The sequence below is a fragment of the Arcobacter defluvii genome (assembly GCF_013201725.1).
Classification (GTDB): Bacteria; Campylobacterota; Campylobacteria; order Campylobacterales; family Arcobacteraceae; genus Aliarcobacter; species Aliarcobacter defluvii.
This window is the reverse complement of the sequence record NZ_CP053835.1, coordinates 1,808,858-1,824,903: the sequence shown is the minus strand read 5'-3', so window position 1 is coordinate 1,824,903 and position 16,046 is coordinate 1,808,858. Positions and strand designations below refer to the sequence as shown.

Annotated in this window: 8 protein-coding genes; 5 read left to right on the top strand and 3 right to left on the bottom strand. The window is 28.5% G+C overall.

Going from position 1 to position 16,046, the window contains the following annotated elements; genetic code table 11:
• The first annotated feature begins 7 nt into the window (after window positions 1-7).
• Both guaB and ADFLV_RS09115 read left to right on the top strand, forming a co-directional pair.
• Complete coding sequence (gene guaB, locus ADFLV_RS09120; protein WP_014474476.1) at window positions 8-1,453, top strand: IMP dehydrogenase; 1,446 nt, start codon at window positions 8-10, stop codon at window positions 1,451-1,453.
• A 128-nt stretch (window positions 1,454-1,581) separates the two neighbouring features.
• A complete protein-coding gene (locus ADFLV_RS09115; RefSeq protein ID WP_129010543.1) occupies window positions 1,582-2,139 on the top strand; it encodes an LOG family protein in 558 nt (185 codons plus the stop codon).
• Window positions 2,140-2,163: 24 nt separating this feature from the next.
• On the opposite strand, the gene ADFLV_RS09110 is transcribed toward ADFLV_RS09115, so the two are convergent.
• Genes ADFLV_RS09110 through ADFLV_RS09100 form a run of 3 tightly spaced genes read right to left on the bottom strand, consistent with a single transcriptional unit; the run spans window position 2,164 to window position 6,595 of the window.
• A complete protein-coding gene (locus ADFLV_RS09110) occupies window positions 2,164-2,658 on the bottom strand; it encodes a type II toxin-antitoxin system antitoxin SocA domain-containing protein (protein ID WP_014474474.1) in 495 nt (164 codons plus the stop codon).
• Window positions 2,659-2,706: 48 nt separating this feature from the next.
• A complete protein-coding gene (locus tag ADFLV_RS09105; RefSeq protein ID WP_129010544.1) occupies window positions 2,707-5,913 on the bottom strand; it encodes an ABC transporter substrate-binding protein in 3,207 nt (1,068 codons plus the stop codon).
• 7 nt (window positions 5,914-5,920) lie between these two features.
• On the bottom strand, window positions 5,921-6,595 hold the full coding sequence (locus tag ADFLV_RS09100) for a response regulator transcription factor (protein WP_014474472.1): 675 nt from the start codon (window positions 6,593-6,595) through the stop codon (window positions 5,921-5,923).
• Between the two features lie 166 nt (window positions 6,596-6,761).
• On the opposite strand from ADFLV_RS09100, the gene ADFLV_RS09095 reads away from it, so the two are divergent.
• From ADFLV_RS09095 to ADFLV_RS09085, 3 genes are read left to right on the top strand one after another with little or no spacing between them, the layout of a single operon-like run.
• Window positions 6,762-8,273: a TolC family protein gene (locus ADFLV_RS09095; protein ID WP_014474471.1), complete on the top strand. Its 1,512-nt coding sequence runs from the start codon at window positions 6,762-6,764 to the stop codon at window positions 8,271-8,273.
• 11 nt (window positions 8,274-8,284) lie between these two features.
• Complete coding sequence (locus ADFLV_RS09090) at window positions 8,285-9,007, top strand: efflux RND transporter periplasmic adaptor subunit (protein ID WP_014474470.1); 723 nt, start codon at window positions 8,285-8,287, stop codon at window positions 9,005-9,007.
• Window positions 9,008-9,024: 17 nt separating this feature from the next.
• A complete protein-coding gene (locus tag ADFLV_RS09085) occupies window positions 9,025-16,038 on the top strand; it encodes a DUF4347 domain-containing protein (protein WP_129010545.1) in 7,014 nt (2,337 codons plus the stop codon).
• Window positions 16,039-16,046 lie beyond the last annotated feature (8 nt).

Sequence of the window (16,046 nt, the reverse complement as noted above, 5' to 3'; positions counted from 1 at the left end):
TAATAAAATGAGAATAAGAAAAAGAGCATTAACATTTGAGGATGTACTTTTAGTACCAGCTAAATCAGAAGTTTTACCAAAAGAAGTTTGTATCAAAACTAAACTTACAAAAAAAATTGAATTAAATATTCCTTTTATAAGTGCTGCAATGGATACTGTTACTGAATATGAAGCAGCAATAGCAATGGCAAGACTTGGTGGAATTGGAGTTATTCATAAAAATATGGATATAGAAACTCAAGTATTACAATGTAAAAAAGTAAAAAAATCTGAATCTGGTATGATTATTGATCCCATTACAATACAACCATCTCAAACTTTACAAGATGCAGAAGATATCATGGCATCTTATAAAATTTCAGGTGTACCTGTTGTTGATGATAATGGTATTTTAGTGGGAATTTTAACAAATAGAGATATGAGATTTACAAAAGACTTTACTCAAAAAGCCAAAGATAAAATGACTGTTATGCCACTAATTACTGCAAAAGAAGGTACAACGTTAGAAGAAGCAGCAGATATTATGCATGCTAATAAAATTGAAAAATTACCAATTGTTGATACAAATAATAAATTAATTGGATTAATTACAATTAAAGATATCAATAAAAAAAGAGAATATCCAAATGCAAACAAAGATGAGTTTGGAAGATTAAGAGTAGGTGCAGCAATTGGTGTTGGTCAGCTAGATCGTGCAAGAGCATTAGTCGCTGTTGGTGTTGATGTTTTAGTTTTAGATTCTGCTCATGGACATTCAAAAGGTATTTTAGATACAGTTAAAGCAATTAAAGCTGAAATGGATGTACAGATTATTGCTGGAAATGTTGCAACTGCAGAAGCAACAGCTGATTTAATTGCTTGTGGAGCTGATGCTGTTAAAGTTGGAATTGGACCTGGAAGTATTTGTACAACTAGAATTGTAGCAGGAGTTGGGGTTCCTCAAATTTCTGCAATTGATGAATGTGCAGCTGAAGGTGCAAAAACTGGAACTCCAATTATCGCTGATGGTGGAATTAAATATTCAGGAGATGTTGCAAAAGCATTAGCTGTAGGTGCAAGTTCAGTTATGATGGGAAGTGCTTTAGCTGGAACAGAAGAATCTCCTGGTGAAGTTGTATTATTCCAAGGAAGAAAATTCAAAACATATAGAGGAATGGGTTCAATAGGAGCTATGACTAAAGGAAGTACAGATAGATATTTCCAAGAAGGAACAGCCGCTGATAAACTTGTACCTGAAGGAATAGAAGGAAGAGTTGCATTTAGAGGAAGTATAGCAGATATTATTCATCAAATGGTTGGTGGATTAAGAAGTTCTATGGGATATTTAGGTTCTAAAGATATTCCAACATTCCAAGAAAGAGCAGAATTTGTAGAAATTACAAGTGCAGGATTAAGAGAATCTCATGTACATGATGTAACAATTACAAATGAAGCTCCTAACTATCATATTTAAATTTTGAAAGCAGAATCTATTAATTCTGCTTTCAACTACATATTAAAAAATTCTATTTAAAATCTATAATTAAGTTAATTACCATATAATAAATGTTTTATTCAAAATAATTATAAAGGATTATACTTATGAAAATTGCAGTTTTTTGTGGATCAAGTTCAGGAAATAATATTAAATATATAGAGGCTACAAAATCATTAGGAAAATTCTTTGCTCAAAATAATATTGATATTGTTTATGGTGGAGGAAAAGTTGGTCTAATGGGTATTATTGCTGATTCTGTTATAGAAAATGGTGGTAAAGTTTATGGAGTAATCCCTGAAAAATTAAAAAATAAAGAATTAGCTCATACAGGAATTACAGAACTTTATGTTGTAAACACAATGCATGAACGAAAAGCTATGATGGCTGATATGGCAGATGCATTTGTTACTCTTCCTGGTGGTGCAGGAACTCTCGAAGAAATATTTGAAGCTTGGACGTGGGCACAACTTGGGTATCACAATAAAGCTTGTGCTTTTTATAATATAGATGGTTTTTATGATAAATTGTTTGAGTTGATTGATTCTATGTGTTTATCGGGATTTTTGAAACAAGATTATTCTGAAATGCTTATAAATACAGATAATGAAAAAGAACTATTAAAATCTTTAGAAAATTATAAATCTCCTAAAAACAAATGGTAAAAAAGAGTTTAATAAAACTCTTTTTTAGATTATTAACTCACCTTTTTGTGTATTTCTTACTTCATCAATTTTAAAACATTCATTTGCAATATTTCTTGCAGTTGTATTTGTATATTGATTTATTAATTTATGTATAGTTTTTATTTCATCTTTATCAAATAAAGTTTCATCAAAATCTTCTTCCATTTTAATAAAATTCAATTCAATAAATTTTTCTTTTTTTTCAACAGCAATATCTAAATAATCCAATAATTCTTGCATTAAAAAAATTCTTTCATCATCTTCTTCCAAATCTTCTTCATTTGCTACAATATCAAATAATTCACTAAGAATAACAGGTTCTGGATGTCTAGTTCCTTTTATATAATCTTCATTAAATATTTTTTTACCACAATATTTCAAATGATTATAATCTATTAAGAAAAGTATGATTGATACTTTTTTATCATTTAAGTGTTTTACTTGTTTATGTAACATATATAAAATTACATTTGCTACTTTTGTCATGTCTATATTCAAAAAAATTCCTTTGTTTATCTAATGGAAGTATATAATATAAAAAATAAATTATCTATTTTCAATAAATTTAAAAATTGCGCCATCTTCACTATTTATAATAATCATTTTTTTATTATTTTTATTTGCAATTTCTTTAGCCATTTTTATACCAATACCTCTATATCTTTCTTCTTTCATTTCTTCTAATAATGTTGAATCAATTTTTCCACAATTATCTTCAAATTCAATCTCTTCTTGACTTAATGAAATTAAAATTTGAGGATTCTTTATCTCTCTTTTTTCAGCTATATTTATTGAGTTAATTATAAGATTTATCCAAACTTGCATCCATTCATTTCTAATTCCATTTATTTTGATTGTAAAATCTCCAATAAAATTTATTTCTAAATTAGAATATTTTATTTTTGTATCTATGATACTTAAAGCACTTTTTATTGAATCATAAACTTCAAAATTTAATGTATTTAATGAAGGTTTATAATAATCTAAAAAATTCTGCATAGTTTCTGACATAAAATCTAAACTTTTTTCTATTTCTAAAGTACTTTTATTTAAGAATTCTTTAGATATATCTTTTTCCTGTAAGATTCTTGCTCTTAAATTTAGATTTATATATCCAATCTTTGTAAGAGAATCTCTCCATTGATGAGATATATTTCCAATTAAATTTCCAAGTTCTGCTTGTTTATTTTGTCTAAACATTAAATCTTGCTGAGTAGAATTTCTTTCTATTTCTATTGCTATTTTTTTTCTTAATTGATGATTCCATAGTAATACAACAATAACAATTAAAATAATAAATATTAAAATATAAATAAACACTGATAAATATTTTGTTTCAGATGGAATTTTTACAGATATATGATTATTGACTATGTGTTCTAGCTCTTTCTTACTTATTGTTTTTATAGCTTTATTCAATATATTTCTTAATAAGTCTTCATCTTTTAAAACACCAATTCTAAGTATGTTTTTATATTCTAAAGGTTGAGAGATAATTTTAAGATTAAATAAACCATTTTTCTTAATAGTATGAGCAGTAACAATTAAAGATCTAATTGTAAAATCAGCCTTTTTGTTTTCTACAAATTTAAAAGCCTCATCTTCTGAATTTGTTGGAATAATTACCAAATTAGGAAAATCTTTTTGAAATCTTTCACTCATAGCTGTGTCTTTTGGCAAGGCTATTGACGCTTTGATTTTTGATAAATCTTTTATATCTTCATTCTCAATTCTTCCAACAATCACATTTGGATCTTCAAAAATTGGTTCTGTAAAATTTAACCACTCTTTTCTCTTTTGTGTCTCATTTAAAAAACTTAATATATCACATTTTTTTTCTTTTGAAAAAATAATACTCTCTTCCCAAGATTTTGTAGGAATAAGTTCTATTTCTATACCTAATTTTGAAGAGATTAAATTTATAATATCAGCAGCAATTCCTTCATGTTCACCTTTTTCATTTATCTTTTCAAATGGCTCCCAATCAGGATCTGTACACATTGTGATTACTTTTTTTTTAGCTAAATAATTTTTTTCATCTTTTGTTAAATTTATATTAGAAATTTTTTCATATTCTTCTGAATTAATCCATTTTCTTTTTAAACTAATAATCTCTTTTTCACTAATTTGTTCTTTGCCTTTTTCTAATAAATCTCTTAATATAATATTATTTTTATTTGTTGCTAAATACATCTTAAGATTAAATCTATCATCATCTATTGAAAAACCTGGTTTTAAATTTGAGATATGATTATTTTGTATGTAATAATTTCCAACAGCAAAATTATCTACTGCTCCATCAGCCTCTCCAAAAGCAACTTTCTCTAATGCCTCAAGGGAATCTTTAACTAAAAGTAATTTAATATCAGGATAATATGCTTTTAAAAGCTCTTCTTCATAAAATCCTTTTATTACTGCAAGTGTTTTTCCCTTGAAATCTTCTATATTCTTTAAGTTTATATCACTCTTTTTTATAAAAATTGTATCTATGGCTTTTACATAATCACTTGTAAAAATAAAATCTTTTTCTCTTTGTGCTGTTTTTGAAATATTTAACATTACGTCTATTTCATCTTTTTTTAACTTTTCTATAAATTCGTTCCAACTATAACCTGAAATATACTCTATATTTATTCCTAGTTTTGAAGCTACCAAATCCATATATTCTATTGAAAAACCTGTTGGCTTTCCTTTTAAATTATAATTAAATGGTGGCCAGTTTGATTCATTGTGTACTTTTATTGTTGAATGCTTTTTTAAATACTCTTTTTCTTCTTTTGAAAATGGTATTAATCTTTTATAATTGTCCCTTAAATAATAAGAATCTAATGCAAAAGTAATATTTAAATTTTTATCAACTAAACCTAATTTTGTATATAAATCAGCATTTAGTTTTATTAATTCAGGAGCTATAGCTCCTATTTTAAATATGTTTGTTTTAAATATTTGTTCAGTTTGATTCGCCTCATATAATAAAGATTCTTTTGTTTTTCTTTTTGTGTATTTATTATAAATTAAATCAACTATCTCTTCTTTATTTTTAAAAGCATATTCCCAACCTTTATTTGTTGCTTCAATAAAATTTTCAACCATTTCTGGATTTTTATTTATAATATTTTCACTTGTAAATAATTCAACATCATAAGAATATATTCCAAAATTTGCAGGATTTAATATATTATATTTAATTCCTAATTTGTCCAACTCATAAGGTTGTGAAGTTATAAAAATACTCATAGCATCAACTTCACCATTTACAAATTTGTCAATTTTATAATCATGATTAATTAAAGTAAAACTATCAGAAGTTATTCCATAATCTTTTAACATAACTCCTAAACTTGTGTGACCCATTTCCCAGTCTAAAGCCATGATTTTTTTGTTTTTTAAATCAGCAGGAGTTTTAATATAAGGTTTTGTAACTAATGCTAAAGCATTTTGTTTAAAATAAGAAGCAATTAAAATAACAGGTTTATTTTTTAATCTTTCTAAAATAAGAGCAGATGAAGAGATACCAAAAGTAGATTTTCCATCAATAACATCTTGACTAATGTTTATACCATCTTGAAACTCTTTGATTTGAAGATCTAAACCGACATCTTTGTAATAACCTTTTTCTAATGCAGTATAAAATCCTGCAAATTCAAATTGATGTTTCCATTCTAGTTGTAAAGAGACTTTTTCTAAGTTCCCATATAGTAAATTATTTGATATTATTGTCAGTATAAATAGTAGTTTTATTACTTTTTTCATATTTCCCTTAAATAATCATTTTATAACCAATATCAGGAATTGTATGTAAAAAATTTTTTCCAAATCTTTTTCTAATTCTTAATATAAAATTATTTAAAGCACTATCACTCATTGGTTCATATTCATAAACAAATTGAATAAACATATCTTTTGTTATGATTCTTTTTTTATTTTCACATAACATTTCAAAAAATAAGATTTCTTTTTTGTTTAATTCAAAAATTTCATTTTGCTTTATTACTCTTTTTAGTTCTTTATCATATTTGAAAGAATCTTTTAACTCTATTATGGTTTGATTATTAAATTTAATTTTATGTTCACATTTTTCTAAACTTTCAATTAAGGCATTGAAATTTATTGGTTTTATTAAATAACCACTTAAATTTAAAGTCATTGCTTTAAATAATAAATCTTCATCTTTATAGCCTGAAAGTATTAAAATAGGCATTTCATTGTTAGTTTCTCTAAATTTTTTAATAAAATCAAGACCTGATTCATTTTTTAAATTAATATCAGAGATTATTAAATCAATTTTCTCATTTTCTAAAATTTTAAAAGCCTCTTCAATATTTTTTGCAATAAAAGTTTTTTTAACAAACATATTAAATAAAGAAATTGCATTTTCAATAAATTCATCATTGTCTTCTAATAATAAGAGATATTTATCATTAAAAAATTGCATAATAAGCCTTTCAATATCATTATTTAAATATTAATAATAATATATTTAAATCTCAAATACATCTCAAAAAAAGATAAAAAAAATTAATTTTTGTGACTTTGCTGAGAAATTAGAATGTTACCATAACATCATAATAAATCAAAAACAAGAGTAGAAGGAAACAATTATGAGAAAAGTAACAAGGATAGCTGCAATATCAATAGTAACATCGTTTGTAATAACAGGTTGTGCTGTAAAACCTGAAATGATGAAAAAAGAAGATATACAAGAACAAGTAAAAAAAGATTTAAATGTATTAAATGAAGTTGTCCTACCCGTAACAAAACCAATATCTTTGGATGAAGCGATAGAGAGGGGATTAAAATATAATTTACAAAAAAAAGTAAAAGTATTAGAGAGTGCTTTATCACAAAAACAACTAGATTTAGTTTATTATGATATGTTACCAGGATTAACAGCAGCAGCAGGATATTCAGAAAGAAATAACTATGCAGCAAGTGCAAGTACATCGTTCATTGATGGGAATCCACAACCATTAGGAAGTAATCCTTCATATTCAGTATCTCAAGATAAAGAAAGAGTGACAACAGATATAGGATTTAGTTGGAATATATTAGATTTTGGATTGTCTTATGTAAGAGCACAACAACAAGCAGATAAATTTTTAATAGCAAAAGAAAAAGAGAAAAAAGTTGAACATAACTTAACACAAGATATAAGAAGAGCCTACTACCAAGCAGTTTCAGCACAAGATTTATTAAAAAGAATACAACCAATGATGGTAGAAGTAAAACAAGCATTAAATGATTCAAAACAAATACAAGATCAAAGAGTAGGGAAATCTCCAATGGAAGCTCTTTCTTATCAAAGAGAGTTGTTAGATATCTTAAGATCATTACATACACTAGAAAGTGGTCTAATTTCAGCAAAAATAGAATTAGCAGAATTAATGGGATTAAAACCAGGGATAGAATTTGAATTAGCAGATAAAGTAGAAAAAGATTATGTAATTCCAGAATTTCATATGAATCTAGATGAAATGGAAAAAATAGCATTAGAAAATAGACCAGAAGTAACAGAGAGTAGATATCAAGAAAGAATATCTGAAAAAGAGATAACAGCAGCTAAACTTAAAATGTTACCAGGAATTAATCTAAATGCATCATTGTCTTATGATGATAGTGATTATTTACTAAATAATGATTGGTACTCTTATGGAGCAAATGTTTCATGGAATCTTTTAAATGTATTTAAAGGTAATGAAATGAATAAATTAGCAAAAACTCAAGTAGAAGTAGCAAAAGAACAAAAATTAGCACTTTCAATGGCAGTATTATCTCAAGTACACCTTTCAATAGTGAAATTTAATCAAGCTAAAAAAGAGTACACACTTGCAAAAGAGTATTTGAATGTAGCAGATGATATTTATAACTTAACAGAAGTAGAAAATAATCTAAATATAAATAGTAGATTGATTTTAATAAAAGAAAAATTAAATAATATCCTAGCAACTTTAAGATACTCATCAGCTTATGCAAATGTACAAAATAGTTATGGAAGAATCTTTGCTTCTTTAGGAGTTGAAGAGAATAATAAAAAAGAAATAGAAAATAAAAAGACTGAAACAGCTTTAATCAAAGTAGATGATAGTGTAAAAAAAGTTGAAGTAAAAAATTAAAGGTTATCTAAATGAAAAAATTTCTAAGTTCAGTTTTGTTGATTTCAACTACTTTATATGCAAATGAAAATTTAACAGCAAGAGCAGTAATAGTTTCTCTTGATAAAACAGTTCTCTCAAGTGAAATAGCAGGAGAAATAATAGAATTATCAAAACAAGAAGGTGATGCCTTTAAAAAAGGTGAATCATTGATAAAAATAGATTGCTCAATATATAAAGCTCAAAAAAGAAAAATTGAAGTTGAAAAAAATATAGCAAAACTAGAACTAGAGAAAAATAAAAAATTAGATACTTATGGTTCAGTAGGTACCTTTGAAATACAAATTTCTCAAGAAAATTTTAATAAACAAAAAGCTGAGAGTGATATAGCTAGTATAAATGTATCAAGATGTGAAATAAAAGCACCATTTGATGGAAGAATAGCATCTAAAAAAGTATCAAAATATCAAAGTATTAAACCTCAAGATGAACTTTTAGAAATAGTAGGATTAGATAATCTTGAAGCAAAAGTAGTTGTGCCTTCTTCTTGGCTTGTATGGTTAAAAAGAGGTACTCAATTTGATTTGAATATTGATGAAACAAAAACAAGTGTAAAAGCACAAATAGTACAAATAGATTCGATTGTTGATCCAACAAGTCAATCTATAACAGTAAGAGCGAAATTGTTAAAACCATTTGAAAATATTATTCCAGGTATGAGTGCAACAGCTAACTTTTACCAAGAAAACAACTAATATCAAGGATATAAGAGATGAAAAGAAAAAATTTAAAAAAACCAATGATTAGTGCTTTAGAGCAAAGAATTCTTTTTGATGGGGCAGCAGTTGCCACAGCTGTTGATGTCCTTGATAATAGTAGTTTTACACCAACAAATGACTCAACAACTACAAATGATATGACAAATAATAATGCAGAGAATAGTGTACATGAAGCACAAGCAGTTCAAGGGTTTGAAAAGACTAGAAAAGAAGTAGCCTTTGTAGATGTAACAGTAAAAGATTATCAAACATTAGTTGATGGAGTAGGAGAAGGTGTAGAGACTTATTTAGTAAGTTCTTTAGATGAAATAAAATCAATATTAGAGAATGAAACAAATATAGATGCAATACATATTTTATCTCATGGAGAAACAGGTGAAATAACTGTAGGGAATGATGTATTAAATAAAGATACATTGCAAAATTTCGATGCAGTATTACAAAGTATGAAATCATCATTAACAGAGAATGGGGATATATTACTTTATGGATGTAATGTAGCAAATGATGGAAGTGGAGAAGAGTTTATAACAGAATTAGCAACTATCACAGAAGCAGATGTTGCTGCATCTGATGATTTAACTGGTTCAAGTGCTCTTGGTGGTGATTGGGTTTTAGAAGTTAATACTGGGAGTATTGAAGCTAGTAGTTTAGTTGCGAGTAATTACGTAGGTACATTAGATAGTGATGCTAATGGAAATTTTAATTTTAGTCCTATTGGTAGTGGAAGTGCTGGTACAAGTAAATATTTATATGCAAACTTAGCAGGTTCAGGAACAGGGACTATTAAAATAGTTGCAAATGATGTTGATTATGCTCAAGGTGAAAGAAATGCTGTTTATTTTAAAGATGCAAATGATACAAGTGAAAGATTTCTAGGTTATTTACAAGGAGCTAATGGTGTAGATTCTACTACTACTTTTAATAATGTAACTTTTAATACGGCTGGAACAGCTACTATTAGAATTTATGGAGAAGTTTCAGGATGGGTTTATAATGTTAAATCGGCAAATTTTACTACAAGTGGAAATGCTGCTCCTGAATTTACATCAGGAACAAGTGCAACTGTTGCTGAAGATGGAAGTGTAAATATAACTGTTTCAGGTAAAGATGGTATGACTTTAAATGATAATGTAACTTTATCTTTACATTCAGGTCCTTCTCATGGAACAATCTCAGGATTTGCAACACAATCAGGAAGTCCAACTGCAAGTGATACATTTACATATACACCAAGTGCTGATTATAATGGAAGTGATGCTATAACCTTTAAATTAACAGATGGTATAGATACTGTATATCGAACAATAAATATAAATGTGACAGCTGTTGCAGATATAGCAAATGATTCAATAAGTGTAAATGAAGATTCTTCTGTTACTTATAATCTTTTATCAAATGACTCTTTTGAAGGAAATGACTCTATTTCATCAGTTACTCAAGGAGCTTATGGAAATGTAACTATAGTAAATGCTTCAACTGGGGAGGTTAGATATACTCCAAGAACTGCAAACTGGCATGGAAGTGATAGTTTTACTTATACAGTATTAAGTGGAGGAAAATACGAAACAGCAACTGTAAATGTAACAGTAAATTCTGTAAATGATGCTCCAACAGTGACAAATAACGCAAATCTTAAACTTCAATCTATCAATGAAGATGTAGCTAGTGAAGACAATAAAGGTAGCAGAATTGATAGCTTATTTGACCCAGTTTTTAATGATGTGGATTCACCAGATAGTTTAAGTTCAGTTGAAGTTGTAAGTATAAATGCAGACTCTGCTACACAAGGAGTTTATGAGTTTTCAAGCGATAATGGAGCAAGCTGGAATACAGTAACAGTTGGTGCGATATTGAATGATACATATAAAATAAGATTTACTCCTGTTGCAAATTATTTTGGAACACCAGGAACAATAACTGTAAAATTAAGAGATCAAGGAAATGGAATAGGTGGAGTTTTAGCTTCATCTGGAACAGCAACCTTATCAGTTCAAGTAAACTCTGTAAATGATATACCTGTAATTACAAGTGCTTTAGGAGCTGCAACGATAACAGAAACATCAGCAGATGATGTACCTTCTTCTTTAACACCAAGTTCTGGTTCTTTAACTGGAACTTTAAGTGGAACAGATGTTGAAGATGATATTTCAACTACACCATTAAATTTCTCAATTCAAGGTGGAACACTATCAGGAAATACATACACTTTACAGGGTAAATATGGTGTATTAAGCTTAGATAGAACAACAAAAGAGTGGATTTATACACCAAATAAACAAGAGGCTTTAAATGCTCTTGCAGCTGGTGATACGGATACTGATGAATTTATGTTTAAAATCATAGATTCAAATGGAGCACAAGCAAATCAATCTTTGGTTATTACTCTTGTTGGAGAAAATGATTTACCAGAAGTAAGTCAAACTATAAGTGACCAAACATTTAGTGGAAATGGTAATTGGATTTATCAAATTCCTGCAAATACATTTTTAGATAGAGAAGGTAATGGGCTTACTTATACTGTTCAACAAGTTGATAGTAATGGTGTTTTAGTTGGTGATGGTTCATTACCAACAGGTGTAACATTTGATGAAGCAACAAGAAGTTTTCTTGGAAATAAAGACACTATAACAGATGGAAGTTTTTATGTAAAAGTTACTGCAACAGATCCTGAGGGAGCAAGTGCTACTGATACTTTCCAAGTAACATTTAGTGATGTTGAAAATAGTGCTCCAGTTGTAGAAAAACCAATTGATAGAGTTGCTATTGTTCAAGGAGCAATAGGAACACCTATTTATACTATCCCAATTGGTACTGGTACAGATATGTTTAGTGATGATATTGATAATAGTTCAGCATTAGCTTATTCAGCAAGTATTGCAGGACAATCAATAGATAATGATGTAAATGGAACAGATTTAAGTTTTAATACAACAACAAGAGAATTTTTAAGTGATGGAACTTTAGCTGCTGGAAAATATATTATTGATTTAACAGCAACTGATAGTGGTGGAAAATCAACAACAACTCAATTTGTTATTTATGTAGATGATGGTGCTGATAGTACAATTTCAACAGACCAAACTATTCCCGATCAAATATGGAATGGTTCAGGAGAACATACCTTTAAAATACCATCAAATGCATTTACATTTGATGATGTAGGTGACACTGTAACTTATAGTGCAACGGCTGATGGAAATCCTTTACCTTCTTGGTTGACTTTAGACCCAACTACTGGAGTATTATCAGGAAATCCACCTTATGGTACTGCTGCTACTTATGTAATAGCGATAACAGCAACTGAAAATGGACAAAGTTCAACTGCAATAAGTGAGTTTGATTTAATTATTACAAACCCAAATGATGCACCAGTATTAAATGGTACAGCAGTTGCACAAGATCAACTGGTAACAGAAGAACAAGATTTCAGTTATAACTTTGGTAACTTATTTACTGATCCAGATGGAAATGCAGATGGAAGTGCGACTACTTCAACTTTAACTTATAGCGCAGAAGTTTGGGATGGTACAGCTTGGATAGCAGCACCTTCTTGGCTTACAATAACAGGTACAACAATATCAGGAACACCAATAGGAAATGTTCCATTTTTGGATATAAAATTAGTTGCAACAGATTCAGGTGGAGCAAGTAATGAAACAACATTTAAGTTAGATTTACAAGATCCAGCTTCAACAAGTTCTGTTGGTGCATATACTGCAAATAATCCAGGAGTTGTAACAGTTGGAGGAACACCAACAGAAGGGCAAACATTAAGTGTGACTTCTGTAACAGACCCAGATGGAGATCCATCAGGTGGAATAACTTATCAATGGCAAGTAAGTGATAATGGAACTACTTGGACAGATATTAGTAATGCAACAAATGTAAATTATACTTTGACAAATAATGAAGCAGGTAAACAAGTAAGAGCTAAAGTGTTCTATACAGATGGTGGAGATGTTGCTGAAACTCAAGAATCAAATGCTTTATCTATCGCAAATGTGGATGATACAGGAAATGTTAGTTTATCAGGAACTTGGGCATCTGGTGATGTTGTTGTTGCTACAATAAATGATAGTGATGGGTTAGTTGGAGTTGAACCAACTTATACTTGGTATCGTGGAAATTCAAATACTGGACCTTGGACACAAATAAGTGGTGCAACAGGAAGTTCTTATACATTAACAAATGATGATGGAAATAAATATATTAGAGTTGTAGCTTCATATACAGATAACCAAAATAGTTTAAATAATCCTGAATCAGTTAGTCCTACAACTGTTCAATTAGGTGCTGTTGCACCTGTTGCTGTAAATGATACAGCAAGTGTTACTGAAGGTGGAGGACTAAATAATGAGACAGCTGGTGGAGCAATTAGTGGAAACTTATTTACAAATGATACAGATTTAAATCCAGGAGATACAAAAACTTTAGTTGAAGTTAGAGTTGGAAGTCTTGAGGGTGCTGGAAGTGGTGTTGTTTCAGGTGTTGATGATGGAAATGGAAATATAATTTACACAATAACAGGAAGTTATGGTACATTGACTATAAATGAAACGACGGGTGCTTATACTTATACATTAGATGAAACAAATAGTGATGTTGAAGCATTAAATGTAGGAGATTCATTAACAGAATCATTTAACTATGCTATTAAAGATAGTACAAATAGAAATGATATTGCAGTTTTAAATATCACAATAAATGGAGCTAATGACAGTTTAGTTGTTACAACAGATGTAAATTCTGCTGATTTAATTGAAGCAGGTGGAGTTAATAATGATATTGTTGGAACAAGTGTAGCTAACATAACTTTTTCAGCTGTTGATGTTGATGATGCAGTATCTTTTGATACAACTTATTTAACAGATATTAGAGAAAATGTTTATGACAATAATACTCAAACAACAACTTCTCAACAAGTTTGGTTTTTAGAAGGTAATCAAGTTTCAAGAACAACACAATACGGTGGAGTATATTTTGATACAACAACAGGTGTAATGACATATTATATTTCAAATAGTATTCCTGAATTACAAGCTTTAAAACCAGGGGATAGTATAACTGAAACAGTTTCTATAAAAGTAGTTTCAGGAGCTGAAGAGATTATAAAAACGGTAAGTTTTGTTATTAAAGGAAGCAATGATAATCCTATTATAACAGTAGAATCAGGTGATAAAGAAACAGCAACAATAGATGAAACAAATACAACTTTAACAACTTTAGGAACATTAACCGTAACTGATGTTGATACTACACAAACAGTAAGTGTTAGCAAAGTTGATGTTGTTGCAAGTGGAACAACTAATGGTTTACTTTCAGATAATGCTACATTATTAGATATGTTAAGTTTAGATAGTGGAAATATAATTTCAAATTCTTCAACAACTGGTGTTATAAATTGGACATTTAACTCAGGGGAAGAAACATTTGATTATTTAGCAAGTGGAGAGACATTAACATTAACATATACAATAAAAGCGATGGATGATGATAGTTCAAATGCTTTTGATGAACAAACAGTAACTATTACAATTGTAGGAACAAATGATACTCCAAATATAACAGTTGAAAGTACAGATGTAGAAGCAGTGACAATAAATGAGACAAATACAACTTTGACAAGTACAGGAAGTTTAAGTGTAGTAGATTTAGATAGAACAGATGTGATAACAACAAGTCATAGTGTAAGTTCAGTACAAAAAGATGCAAATGGAAATGTAATGAGTACAGATTCATTAGAACCAATAAATATTGATTTAGCAAATATGTTGAGTATTACACAAACACCAATAGATGGAACAAATCAAATAGGGACAATTTCATGGACATTTAACTCAGGGGAAGAAACATTTGATTATTTAGCAAGTGGAGAGACATTAACATTAACATATACAATAAAAGCGATGGATGATGATAGTTCAAATGCTTTTGATGAACAAACAGTAACTATTACAATTGTAGGAACAAATGATACTCCAATAGTTTCTATTGACGATATTGATGATAAAACTCCATTTGGAAAAGATTTTCTAAAAGAAGTTGCTTATTTATTTAGTGATTTGGATACAACTGATACCTTTACTTTTGAAGCAGACAATCTTCCTAGAGGATTGACAATAGATTCTAATACTGGAATTATTTCAGGTAGAGCTATAGAATCAGGAATATTTGAAATAACAGTTAAAGTAAAAGATTCTGGTACACCAACTTTAAACGTGTCAAGAACATTTAGTTTATTAGTTATTGCTCCTCCTAAAGCTGATTCTCCAGTATTGATAGAAGTTCCAAAAATAGGGGAAACAAATATTAATAATGGTGATATTTCACTAAATAATTTTAATGATAATGGACAAAATAATTTAGGAGTATTAAATTATAATTCAAATGAAGGAATAGGTACTGATACTGGAAATGGATTTATTGATACAGAATCTATAGGCGATAATAATGGAAAAGATTCTCAAAATGGAAAAGGAAATGATAATCAAGGAGAAAATAATACAGCAAATAAAGTAAATGGAAATACTAACGAAAAAGGAATCTTACAAGCAAATGTAGATTTAAATGTATTAAATAATGGTCAAGTTGTATTTAATCAAGATAATCAAGATTCTTTCTCTATAGTTGGAATAACTATTGAAGATATTAAAATAAATAACAATTATATAGATATTAAAGTTGTAGATATAAAATCTGCACAAAACTTTATAGTTACACAAATTGATGGAACTCCATTACCAAATGGCTTGTCTTATGATCCAAGAACTGGTAATATTAGTGGAGTAATTCCTGAAGATTTAGAAAAACTTGAAATAAGTATTAAAGCCATAAATTTAGATGGAACAACAAGAGTATTAAATTTGAAATTAGATTTAAAACAATTAAAACAAAAAATGCAAGCAGAAGTAAATGAGAAATTTATAGGATTAAAAGAGCAAATAGCTTTTGAAAATCAAAAATTAGATGGTTATGGTTCTTATTTGACTAAATTGTTTGCTTAACATAAAGG